Source organism: Dyella sp. 333MFSha (assembly GCF_900102405.1).
GTDB classification, from domain to species: Bacteria; Pseudomonadota; Gammaproteobacteria; order Xanthomonadales; family Rhodanobacteraceae; genus Luteibacter; species Luteibacter mycovicinus.
Genome location: NZ_FNBR01000002.1, coordinates 336,995 through 349,002 on the forward strand (window position 1 = coordinate 336,995; position 12,008 = coordinate 349,002).

The 12,008-nt window shown below is 66.7% G+C and carries 6 protein-coding genes and 1 riboswitch; of the genes, 3 read left to right on the forward strand and 3 right to left on the reverse strand.

What is annotated here, in order from left to right:
• Positions 1–59: 59 nt before the first annotated feature.
• Both fusA and BLT40_RS08835 read right to left on the reverse strand, forming a co-directional pair.
• Positions 60–2,135 carry an elongation factor G gene (gene fusA, locus BLT40_RS08830; protein ID WP_090352703.1) on the reverse strand — a complete coding sequence of 692 codons (2,076 nt, stop codon included), beginning with the start codon at positions 2,133–2,135 and terminating at the stop codon, positions 60–62.
• Positions 2,136–2,677: 542 nt separating this feature from the next.
• A complete protein-coding gene (locus BLT40_RS08835) occupies positions 2,678–5,065 on the reverse strand; it encodes a membrane-bound PQQ-dependent dehydrogenase, glucose/quinate/shikimate family (protein ID WP_090352704.1) in 2,388 nt (795 codons plus the stop codon).
• Between the two features lie 136 nt (positions 5,066–5,201).
• Between BLT40_RS08835 and BLT40_RS08840 the strand changes: the two genes are divergently transcribed.
• A complete protein-coding gene (locus BLT40_RS08840; protein WP_090352705.1) occupies positions 5,202–6,182 on the forward strand; it encodes an aldo/keto reductase in 981 nt (326 codons plus the stop codon).
• A gap of 134 nt (positions 6,183–6,316) precedes the next feature.
• On the opposite strand, the gene BLT40_RS08845 is transcribed toward BLT40_RS08840, so the two are convergent.
• Positions 6,317–7,600, reverse strand: coding sequence for a glycosyltransferase (locus tag BLT40_RS08845; protein ID WP_090352706.1), 1,284 nt, complete (start codon positions 7,598–7,600; stop codon positions 6,317–6,319).
• 90 nt (positions 7,601–7,690) lie between these two features.
• A riboswitch (cobalamin riboswitch) is annotated at positions 7,691–7,908 on the forward strand.
• 194 nt (positions 7,909–8,102) lie between these two features.
• Here BLT40_RS08845 and metE point away from each other — a divergent pair.
• On the forward strand, positions 8,103–10,394 hold the full coding sequence (gene metE / locus BLT40_RS08850) for a 5-methyltetrahydropteroyltriglutamate--homocysteine S-methyltransferase (RefSeq protein ID WP_090352707.1): 2,292 nt from the start codon (positions 8,103–8,105) through the stop codon (positions 10,392–10,394).
• Between the two features lie 273 nt (positions 10,395–10,667).
• Positions 10,668–11,888: a methionine adenosyltransferase gene (gene metK, locus BLT40_RS08855; protein ID WP_036110358.1), complete on the forward strand. Its 1,221-nt coding sequence runs from the start codon at positions 10,668–10,670 to the stop codon at positions 11,886–11,888.
• Positions 11,889–12,008 lie beyond the last annotated feature (120 nt).

A 12,008-nucleotide genomic window follows, 5' to 3' on the forward strand; every position in this document is an offset into this window, starting at 1 on the left:
CCCAAATCCGTTGGGAGCCAGCCTGCTGGCGATGCTCCGCCAGCAGGCCCGCCCACCATTCATGCCGAACGGCGCGACGCCTCCTGCACCGTCGCCGGTCGATACGCCTCGAAAGCCACCGTCGCCGACGCGCGCCCCTGGCTCAGCGAACGCAACGCGGTGCTGTAGCCGTCGAGCTGCGCCAGCGGCACATCGGCTTCGATCTCGGTTCGCTCCTGCGTATCGGCGAGGTGGACGATCTGCCCACCGCGACGCTGCAGGTCGCCCAGTACGTCACCGACCGCCGCGCCCGGCGTCGACACCGACACGCGCATCACCGGTTCCAGCAACACCGTACCGGTCGCTTCCAGCGCCGACTTCACCGCGATCTGGGCCGCTCGATGGAACGCGGCTTCGTTCGAGTCCACCGCATGGGCCTGACCGTCGAGCACGATCACTTCCGCACCGACCACCGGGTAACCACGCGGACCTTCGAGCAGGGCCGAATGCGCGCCCTTCTCCACCGCCGACTGGAACTGCTTCGGGATGACGCCGCCGGTCGTCTTGTCGACAAACCGGTTGGCATCCTCGCCGGTCGGCGCCAGAGACAGCACCACGCGTGCGTACTGCCCGCTGCCGCCCGTCTGCTTGGCCAGTTTGCCCTCGACCGGGCCCGAGGCCTTCGCGGGGGTTTCCTCGTACGCCACGCGCGGTGAACCGGTGCGCACCTGCACACCCCACTCGCGACGCAGCCGCTCGACCATCACTTCGAGGTGCAGCTCGCCCATACCCCAGACCAGCGTCTCGCCGGTTTCAGGATCGGTGCTCACGCGGAAGGAAGGATCCTCCTGCGCGAGGCGTGCCAGGCCATTCCCGAGCTTGAGCAGATCGGCCGAGCGTTCGGGAGACAGTCGCCAGGACAATACCGCCGGCTGCGCCTGGATCGTTTCCAGCCGCACATGGCGATGCGAGTCCGACAAGGTTTCGCCTGTCGCGACGTCTTTCCAGCCGGCAATCGCGACGATGTCGCCCGCCTCGGCGACGTCCACCGCTTCGGTATCTTCCGCACGCACGACCGCCAGGCGGCCGACCCGCTGCACGCGATCGGTGCCGCTGCGCCACACGGCATCGCCGACGTGCAGGCGACCCGAATACACGCGCACGAAGGCCAGCGGACCATGTGCCTGGTTGACCACCTTGAAGACGAGCGCAGCCAGCGGTGCGTTCGCGTCGGGGGCCAGCGAGACGTCACCGTTATCGGTGTGCGCGACGACGGACGGTCGATCCAGGGGCGACGGCAGGTACGCGACGAACGCATCGAGCAACGGCTCGATACCGACATTGCGGAACGCGGACCCCGGCAATACCGGCGAGCCGAGGCCCGCCAGCGTGCCACGACGCAGTGCCGCCGTGAGGACATCGGCATCGATCGGCTGTTCCGCCAGCCAGAGTTCGGCAAGCGTTTCGTCACGGTCCGCCACGGCGGCCACGAGTTCGGCGCGTGCGTCGGCATGGGCGGCACGTTCCGTCCCGTCCCAGCCGTGCACGCTCGGCGTGCCGTCGTCATCGAAACGCCATGTGCGTTCGCCGACGAGATCGACGAGACCGGTCATGTGCTCGCCCTCGATCACCGGACGCGCGACGACCCACGGATTGGCACCGAGTTTGTCGCGCATCTGTGCGACCACCGCATCGAAATCCGCGCCCGGGCGGTCCATCTTGTTGACGAAGGCCATCAACGGTACGCCGTGCCGGCGCGCCTGGCGCCATACGGTTTCCGATTGCGGCTGCACGCCGGCGACGCCCGAGAACACGGTCACCGCACCGTCGAGCACGCGCAGCGAACGTTCGACCTCGATCGCGAAGTCGATGTGCCCGGGCGTATCGATGAGGGTCAGCCGATGCGGCTGGTCACCTTGCGGAGTCCAGTTCGCGCGCACGGCCGCGGCGCCGATCGTGATGCCACGCTCGCGCTCGAGCTCCATATGGTCGGTGGTGGTCGCGCCGTCGTGCACCTCACCGGTGCGATGGATCGTGCCGGTCTTGTAGAGAAGCCGCTCGGTGAGCGTGGTCTTGCCCGCGTCGACGTGCGCGATGATGCCGAGGTTGCGCCAGCGGCCGACGGGAATGGTGGTTTCGCGAGTGGTGGTACTCATGGCTAACGATGTCCTGATGGGATCGCCAGGGGCTCGAAGAAGCGGTTCCGAGCGAGGCACTCCCCGATCCGACGACCGCCGCCCCTGGCAGAGCAGGACGGGTCAGGATCGGGGGTCGCGGCTGTTCTTCATGACACGGAGACTCCGGTAAAGGCCTGGAAACGGCGGGTTTGGTCGAATGCGAAACAAAAAAAAGCACCCTTGCGGGTGCTTTCGAATCTTCGAGGCCGGGCGCCGTCTTACGACAGCGTTCCACCTTGCACGGAGCGCGCGCACCCGCGACGCGCCCCAGGGGCGATCGGTAGGTCGAGCATCAAATCGTGCTTGCAGCGGAACATGGTGTGGCTCTCGTGGTGAGGGGCGGATCTTACGCCTCGTCGGCGTTCTGCGCACTAGGTAGGGGTGATTGGTGAGGTTTCAAGGCCTTGCTGCGCGGGAATCGCCTTGCGCGGGAATCGCCGGCAGGGCCGGCTCCTACCTGTCTGCGGCGACCCGGTCGGATCCCGCAGAGAGGCCGGAGCCGGCCCTGCCGGCGACGCTCTTCAGGGCAGCGCGTAAGCCACCACGTAATCACCCGACTTGGTCCCCAGCCCGCTGTGCCCGCCGGCGGCGATCACCACGTACTGCTTTCCGCCGACCGAGTACGACATCGGATTCGCCTGCCCACCCGCCGGCAGGCGTGCCTGCCAGAGGACCTTGCCCGTCCGCTCGTCCATCGCACGAATGTAGTTATCCGCCGTGGCGCCGATGAACACCAGGCCGCCCTTCGTGGTCATGTTGCCACCAATGTTGAAGATGCCGGTGGGCAGCGGCGCGTTCGTATGCGTGCCGAACGGACCGGTGTCGCGCGTCGTGCCGAGCGGGTGCTCCCAGACCAGCTTGTGCGTGACCAGATCGATCGCCGCCAGTGTGCCCCACGGCGGCGGATTGCACGGCACGCCCAGCGGGTTCAGCCACGGATGTACCTTGCCGACATAAGGCGTGCCGTACTGCGGTGCCAGACCGCCGCCGACCTTCGGCTCGTCACCGGTGCCGTCCCACGGCTTCACGTAGCCCTTCTGTTCCGCCGGCTGGCGCGGCGCGAGGCTGACGATGAAGGGGATGTAGTTCGCGTTGGCGATGATCAGCTTGTTATACGGATCGATCGAGGCGCCGTGCCAGTCGATCACGCCATCGAAAGCCGGATAGACGATCGTGTCCTTCAGCTGCGGCGGCGTGAACTGGCCCTCGTACGCCGCCTTGCGGAACTCGATGCGGCACATCAGCTGATCGAACGGCGTCGCGCCCCATAGCGATTGCTCGGTGAGATCCTTCGGTGTCAGCGACGGCATGCCCACCGAGTACGGCTGGGTGGGCGACGCGAAGTCACCCGGCACCGTATCGGTCGGCACCTTCTTCTCGGCGACTTCGGTCACCGGCTTGCCGGTGCGGCGATCGAGTACGAAGAACTCGCCGCGCTTGGTCGTCTGTACCAGGGCGGGAATCGTGCCGCCATCGGGACCGGGCAAGTCGACCAGCGAAGGACCCGTCGGTACGTCCATGTCCCACAGGTCGTGATGCGTGTTCTGGTAGGTCCACTTCGGCTCGCCGGTTTCGATATCCAGCGCGACCGTCGAACTCGACACCTTCTCGTCGAACGGACGACGATGGCCACCGAAGTAATCCGGCGTGGCGTTACCCATGGGCAGGTAGACCATGCCCAGATCCGGATCGGCGGTGTACACGCCCCACGCGTTAGGCGTGCCGCGGGTCAGCTGATCGCTCGGACCCGGCGTCCAGTTCTGCGGATCGTGCCCGACGTCCCACGCCCAGACCAGCTTGCCGGAGAGCGGATCGAACGCGCGCACGGCACCCGACGGCTCGCCTTCCGCCTGATTGTCGTAGACCCAGCCACCGAGGATCACGCGATCCTTCAGCACCATGGGCGGTGACGTCACGAAGTGGAAGCCGGCCGGCACATGGCCGAGATACTGCGTCAGCGAAACGAAGCCGTGCTCGCCGAAATCCTCGCAGGGCTTGCCGGTGTCGGCGTTGAGCGCGAGCACGCGGGCATCGAGTACCGGCGCGATGATGCGACGCGGACAATCGGTCTGCGTGCCCTGCGGCGCTTCGTAATACGCCACGCCGCGGCAGGCCAGATAGACGTCCGCATCGGTATTGGCTTTGGGATCGAAGCTCCACTTCTTCGCACCCGTGGCGGCGTCGAAGGCGACCACCCAGCTATGGCCCGTACACACGTAAAGCGTGTCGCCGATCTTGATCGGGGTGTTTTCGAAGTTGAACTCGTGACCCGCGTCGGTACCGCCCTGGTCCTCACCCGGACGCATGGTGTCGCCCGTCCGCGCCGTCCAGGCGACCTTGAGGTCCCTGACGTTGGTCGCGTTGATCTGGTCAAGCGGCGAGAAGCGATCGCCCCTGGGTGTGCGGCCGTAGAACTGCCAGTCGCTGTCCGGCACCGAGGCGTCGTGGCCATCCGCCATGTTTCGGATGACCGCTTCGCCCTGCGTGCCGACGGGCTGCATGAAACCCGCCACGCCGAGACCGACGCTGACGATAACGGCCACGATCACCGCGAAGACGCCACCGCCCGAAGGAGTGAGCTTGCGACGTACCCAGGGCATGAGGAGGTAGATACCGAGCACCACCGGAACCAGCAGTCGCGGTTCCAGCTGCCAACCCACGAGCCCGACCTCGGTGAACGCCCAGATGGCCGTCCCGAGCAGGATCACGGCATAGAGCCAGAGGGCGCTGGCCGAACCGCGCACGAGCAGGATGCCGGTCGCTACGACCGCGGCGCCAGCGATGAGGTAGTAGAACGAGCCTCCGAGAGCCGCGAGCCACGCTCCGCCTCCCACGAGAAAGAGACCGAGAAGCGCTATGACCACGCCCGTAATACGGGGCGGCCTGCGTGAATAGAGAGTGGACGGCATTTCATGACTCCGGTGGGGGACGCGGCAGGGCGCATCGCGTCGGAGCCGCGGTTCACGGTGATCATAGCCATGGCAGGTATATGCGACGTCTACGTCCGATCGGCCACAATGGCGTATTCCCCGATGGAGTCTTCGCATGCGCTACATCAAGCTCGGCCGTACCGGCCTGGATATCTCGCCGCTGGTGCTCGGTTGCATGACTTACGGCGTTCCCGACCGCGGAAACCACGCCTGGACGCTGGACGAAGAGCAGAGCCGCCCCTTCATTCGCAAGGCGCTGGACCTTGGCATCAACTTCTTCGACACGGCCAACGCCTACTCCGATGGCACGTCCGAGGAGATCGTCGGACGCGCCCTGAAAGATTTTGCGAAACGCGACGAGGTGGTGATCGCCACCAAGACCTTCTTCCACTGGCGCAAGGGTCCGAACGGCGGCGGCCTGTCGCGCAAGGCGATCTTCCATTCGGTGGACGACTCACTGGCCCGCCTCGGCACCGACTACATCGACCTGTTGCAGATCCATCGCTACGACCAGACCACGCCCATCGAAGAAACGCTCGAGGCGCTGCATGACGTGGTGAAGGCCGGCAAGGTCCGCTACCTCGGCGCCTCGTCGATGTATGCGTGGCAGTTCGCGCAGATGGTTTACACCTCGCGGATGCACGGCTGGACCAAGTTCGTCAGCATGCAGGATCACTACAACCTGCTGCAGCGTGAGGAAGAGCGCGAGATGATTCCGTTCTGCATCGACGAGCACATCGCGGTGTTGCCTTGGAGCCCGCTGGCACGCGGACGGCTGACGCGCGACTGGGACGAAGGCAGCGACCGGCAGAAGAGCGATGTCTTCGGCGGAACGCTTTACAACGCCACGGAAGATTCGGATCGCGCCATCGTCGCGGCGGTGAAGAAGGTGGCCGATGCGCGTGGCGTGCCTCGTGCGCAGGTGGCATTGTCGTGGGTGGCGCATCGTGACGGCGTGACTGCGCCGATCGTCGGGGCGTCGAAGCCGCAGCATCTCGATGATGCGGTGGCGGCGATCGATCTGGAGCTGACCGAGGAAGAGACGGCCGCTTTGGAGGAGGCTTATACGCCGCGGGCGATCGCAGGGTTCGAGTAAGCGTTGCTTGCGGCAGTTCGGCTATGTTGTTGCCATACGGCGGTCTCGCCGCGCTGCGCGCGGATCGCCAGCGGGGCTGGCTCCTACCAGAGCAACGCATCGCGCTTCTGGTAGGAGCCGGCCCTGCCGGCGATTCAACCCCGCCGCGCCATCGCCTGTTCGATCACGTCCGCGGCCAGCGACGCACCTCGCTCGGCCCGGATGACGCCCGCGGCGCGCTGGGCACGCAAGGCCACGCCTTCGTCAGTCAGGAGGACGCGCAGCTTCGCCGCCGCCCGGTCGGCGCGGTAACGCGATGCCGGCAACACATCGCCCACACCCAGCCGAAGCACACGCGCCGCGTTGTCAGGCTGATCGAAGCCATGCGGCACCACGAGCGCCGGACAACCCGCGCGCAAACTCTCCTGCGTCGTGCCGACACCCCCGTGGTGTACCACTGCGGAAGCGCGCGGGAACAGCGCACCGTGTGACGCGTATTCCACAGCCATCACCCCGGCTGGCAACGTGTCGGGCAAGCGCGCGCGCATCTCGGGCGAGCCGGTGAGCAAGACGGCACGACGTCCGAGCGCGCCTGCCGCCGCCATGCTCTCGCGAAGGAAGGCCTCGCCCGCGTGCACCGCCGCCGATCCCAGCGTAAACACGATCGGCGCGTCACCCGCGTCGAGAAACGCCGACAGCTCCGGGGGAAGGGTTTCGTTGAAGGGCGAGTAACGGCAATAGCCAGTGACCACGCTGTGCGCCGGGGCATCCTGCGGCGCGTGACCCAGCAACGGCGAATACATCGCCAGCACGCCATCGCGCGCGTGCTGTCCGCGATGAAACGGATCGCCCCACACCGACACCGGCGCCAGACCCAGCGACTGCCGGAAGTTGCGCACCGCACGCGTCCACGGTGCGGTCACCCGCTCGCCGATCCGGCGCACCCATGCGCCACGACGCGGCGACGCACGTAAGAAACGGTCGAGTCGCGCCATGCCCGTCGCCGGCGGATCGAAAGCGGAAAGGAACACCGCGGGCGACAGGACGGCGGACAACCACGCCACGCGTGTCGTCTCGCCCAGAATCTGGCCGGCGAAGGCGAGCGTCGACGTGACGATCGCATCGGCCTCCAGACATACCGGCGCCAGCGCGCGGTAGCTCGCGGCGACATCCTCGGCGGCGAGGTCGCGTACGACGAAGCGCGGACCGCGCAGCGGATGGAACGCCCGGGCAGCGAAGGCGGCCTTGTCCTCGGGCTCCGCGATCCCGCTGGCAAGGACGAACCTCAGCCCGGCCTCCGCCACCGCCTCGCGATGAATCGCATGGGCACCGATGGTGACCCGATGGCCCCGCGCCACCAGCTCCCGCCCCACGGACAGGAACGGAAACAGGTCACCCTGCGATCCCACCGTCGCCATCACGATGTGCTTTGCCGCCATGCCCTACTCCCGATGCCCTGGCGCATCGTCGCGGGCGACATGTCGACGCGATGCATGCCTGGCTCGTTGACCTGCCCCGTCCGTAGGGCTAACCTCTGGGCCGCCAGCGGTCTTTATCTCTCTATTCGAATGGAAGGATAAAAGCTAAGAGGGAAGCCGGTGAGAATCCGGCGCTGCCCCGCAGCGGTATGTGGAGACGAGCGCGTCATCAGCACTGGATCGATGGCGATCCGGGAAGCGACACGCAAGGCGGCACCCAGGTGCCACATCCACGAGCCCGAAGACCTGCCGCCGGCCTGGGCGCGCGTGCCGTCATGGGTGCGTGTGCCCTGCCCGACCTGGGCCGTCGCGTTCGCGCGAGGGTCCGGTTCGCCCGCGGGGGCGAAGGTCGACGGCAAGCCGCATGACGCCTTCACGCTGCCGCACCTTCCGTGTGGCAGTGCACGTGCGTCCGCGACGAACCGCCCTTCCCTCCTCTTTGCCACGAAGAGGAATCATCCACATGCCACACGTTACCTACCCCGGTTTTCCCCGCATCGGCCGACGCCGCGAACTGAAGCGCGCGCTCGAAAGTCACTGGAGGGGTGAAACCAGCGCCGACGACCTGCTCACCGTCGCCCGTCAGCTCCGCAAACGCCACTGGCGCCTCGCGCGCGACGCGGGAGCCGACAGCGTTCCCGTCAACGACTTCTCGCTTTACGACCAGGTGCTCGATGCCGCCGTCGCGGTCGACGCCATTCCCCCGCGCTACCGTGCACTCCATCAGCGCGATCCGCTGGCCGGCTATTTCGCCATGGCACGAGGCCGTCAGGACGGCGAAGTCGACCTGCACGCGCTGGAGATGACCAAGTGGTTCGACACCAACTACCACTACATCGTCCCCGAGCTGCAGGCGGGCCAGTCGTTTGCCACGCGCGCCGACAAGGTCGTCGCGGAATATCGTGAAGCCATCGCACTCGGCCATGCGGCGCGCCCCGTACTGCTCGGTCCGCTGACCTTCCTCCGTCTGGCCAAGACCGTCGACGGCAGCGATCCCCTCGCGCTGCTCAATGCGTTGCTGCCGGCGTGGAGCGGTTTGCTCGATGCGCTCGCGGACGCGGGTGCCGACTGGATCCAGGTCGACGAACCGGCCCTCGTGCTCGATCTCGAGCCGGACTGGCAGGCGGCCTATCGCGGCGCTTATGCCGCCATCGGTGAACGGTTGCGCGGCCGCATCCTGCTCGCGACCTACTTCGGCGAGCTCGGCGGCAACCTCGAACTGGCGGCGTCGTTGCCCGTCGCCGGCCTGCATGTCGATCTCGCGCGCGCGCCCGGGCAACTGGATGCCGTGCTCGACGCGCTTCCTGCCGGTCGTGTGCTGTCCGCCGGCGTGCTCGACGGCCGCAACATCTGGTTGAGCGACCCGTCCGCCATCGCGCCGCGCATCGCCCGCGCACGCGAGCGCCTCGGCGACGGGCGTCTCTGGCTGTCGACCTCGTGCTCGCTGCTGCACGTGCCGATCGATGCGTCGGAAGAAAAGCACCTGCCGGGTTCGATCGGTGACTGGCTGTCGTTCGCGCGGCAGAAGATCGTCGAGCTGCGACGCTATGCCGATGCCGCCGTCGGCGACGAAACGGCGCAGCTCGCGCTCGCGCGTCAGCAAGCGACAGTGGAGGCGCGGCTGCTTTCTCCCGACGTGCTGCGCACCGAGGTGCGGGCGCGCGTGCGTGGACTGACGCCCCAGTTCGGACAGCGCCGCTCGGCCTACGCGTTTCGCGCGAATGTGCAGAAGCAGCGCTTCGGCCTGCCCGACCTGCCGACCACCACCATCGGTTCGTTTCCGCAGACCACGGAACTACGCCTTGCGCGTGCCGCGCATCGCTCGGGCAAGCTCGACGACGAGGCTTATACGGCCGTGCTTCGCGAGGAGGTGCGGCGCGCCGTGACGTTTCAGGAAGAAGCGGGGCTCGATGTCCTCGTGCACGGCGAGCCCGAGCGCAACGACATGGTCGAGTACTTCGGCGAACAGCTGCAAGGCTACGCGTTCACGTCTCTGGGCTGGGTGCAGAGTTACGGCTCGCGCTGCGTCAAGCCGCCGATCGTCTTCGGTGACGTGGCGCGTCCCGCCGCGATGACCGTCGCCTGGTCCGCATACGCCCAGTCCCTGACCGCCAGGCCGATGAAGGGCATGCTCACCGGTCCGGTGACGATGCTGCAGTGGTCGTTCGTACGTGACGATCTCCCGCGTGCCGAGGTGTGCCGACAGATCGCCCTGGCTTTGCGTGACGAGGTCCACGATCTCGAAAAAGCCGGCATCGGCATCGTGCAGATCGACGAGCCGGCGCTGCGCGAAGGCCTGCCGCTGCGCCGGCGTGACTGGGCCGCCTATCTGGACTGGGCGGTCGACGCGTTCCGGATCACCGCGGGTGGCGTCAGCGACTCGACCCAGATCCATACCCACATGTGCTACTCGGAGTTCAACGACATCATCGAGGCGGTCGCCGCGATGGACGCGGACGTGATCTCGATCGAGACCAGCCGCTCGCGGATGGAGCTGCTGGACGCCTTCACACGGTTCCGCTACCCGAACGGGATCGGCCCCGGCGTCTACGACATCCACTCCCCGCGCGTGCCCGGCAAGGAGGAAATGGCCGATCTGCTGTCCCGGGCGCTCCAGGTGCTTCGTCCGGACCAGCTCTGGGTCAATCCCGATTGCGGCCTGAAGACCCGCGGCTGGCCCGAGGTAGCTGAGGCCCTGACCGGAATGGTGGCCGTGGCCCGGGCGGCCCGCGAACGGCTGGCGGAGGTGGCCTGACGGAAAAAGGGGCACCGTGTCCCCGCGCTGTTGGCCTTTCGCGCGCGGGGCGCGCTCCCACACGGCGGCTGCCGTAGGAGCGCGCCCCGCGCGCGAAAAGCCAACAGAGCGGGCGGCAACCCCCTCCCAACCCCTCCTACCCCTTCCCCCGCTGAACATCCATGCAATCGTCACCCGCCGGGGGTACCCTTGCCGCTGCAAACCGGCGACGGGGCGTGTATCATGGCGCGCCCCATTTATCTCTTTATCCGTAAAGAAGGATATATACCCTCGATGAGCAATTTCCTCTTCACCTCCGAGTCGGTCTCCGAAGGCCATCCGGACAAAATCGCCGACCAGATCTCCGACGCCGTTCTGGACGCCATCCTGGCCCAGGACCCGCGTGCGCGCGTGGCCTGCGAGACGCTGGTGAAGACCGGTGTCGCCATCGTCGCGGGTGAGATCACCACCAGCGCCTGGATCGATCTGGAAGCGCTGACCCGTAAGGTCATCCTCGACATCGGCTACGACTCCTCGGAAGTCGGCTTCGACGGCGAGACCTGCGGCGTTCTCAACCTGATCGGCAAGCAGTCGCCCGACATCAACCAGGGCGTGGACCGCAAGAAGCCGGAAGAACAGGGCGCTGGCGACCAGGGCCTGATGTTCGGCTATGCGACCAACGAAACCACCGAGTACATGCCCGCGGCGATCCACTACGCGCATCGTCTCGTCGAGCAGCAGACCAAGGTCCGCAAGAAGAAGAACTCGCCGCTGCCGTGGCTTCGCCCGGATGCCAAGAGCCAGGTCACCCTGCGCTACGAGAACGGCGAAGCCGTCGCCATCGACGCCGTCGTGCTCTCGACCCAGCACGATCCCGACGTCAAGCAGAAGGACCTGATCGAAGGCGTGCGCGAGCTGATCCTCAAGCCCGTGCTGCCGGCGAAGCTCCTGCACAAGGGCACCAAGTTCCACATCAACCCGACCGGCAAGTTCGTCATCGGCGGACCGGTGGGCGACTGCGGCCTGACCGGCCGTAAGATCATCGTCGACACCTACGGCGGCTGGGCCCGTCACGGTGGTGGCGCGTTCTCGGGCAAGGATCCGTCCAAGGTCGACCGTTCGGCTGCCTATGCCGCGCGCTACGTCGCCAAGAACATCGTCGCGGCCGGCCTCGCCGACCGTTGCGAAATCCAGGTCAGCTACGCCATCGGCGTCGCCGAGCCGACCTCGATCTCGGTGACCACCTTCGGTACCGGCAAGATCCCCGACGAGAAGATCGAGAAGCTGATTCGCAAACATTTCGACCTGCGCCCGTACGGCATCATCCAGATGCTCGATCTGGTCCACCCGATGTACCAGCCGACCGCCTCCAACGGTCACTTCGGCCGCAAGCCGTACGACGTCACCGACAAGAACGGCAACACGTTCACGGCGTTCTCCTGGGAGAAGACCGACAAGGCTGACGTCCTGCGCGACGCCGCCGGCCTCGGCGCGACGGTTGCTCGTCGCAAGTAAGTTTTGTGCGACATGCGATAGGAAACGGGCGCCTTCGGGCGCCCGTTTTCGTTCAGGAACTTCAGAAAGTTGCCGCCGGGGTCACAACGCTTTCATGGCTGGAATGAGACACCTGAGAGC

Excerpts from the sequence above, each read along its gene's own strand:
- fusA (WP_090352703.1), bottom strand. The coding sequence starts at position 2,135 with ATGAGTACCACCACTCGCGAAACCACCATTCCCGTCGGCCGCTGGCGC.
- BLT40_RS08835 (WP_090352704.1), bottom strand. The coding sequence starts at position 5,065 with ATGCCGTCCACTCTCTATTCACGCAGGCCGCCCCGTATTACGGGCGTG.
- BLT40_RS08840 (WP_090352705.1), top strand. The coding sequence starts at position 5,202 with ATGCGCTACATCAAGCTCGGCCGTACCGGCCTGGATATCTCGCCGCTG.
- BLT40_RS08845 (WP_090352706.1), bottom strand. The coding sequence starts at position 7,600 with ATGGCGGCAAAGCACATCGTGATGGCGACGGTGGGATCGCAGGGTGAC.
- metE (WP_090352707.1), top strand. The coding sequence starts at position 8,103 with ATGCCACACGTTACCTACCCCGGTTTTCCCCGCATCGGCCGACGCCGC.
- metK (WP_036110358.1), top strand. The coding sequence starts at position 10,668 with ATGAGCAATTTCCTCTTCACCTCCGAGTCGGTCTCCGAAGGCCATCCG.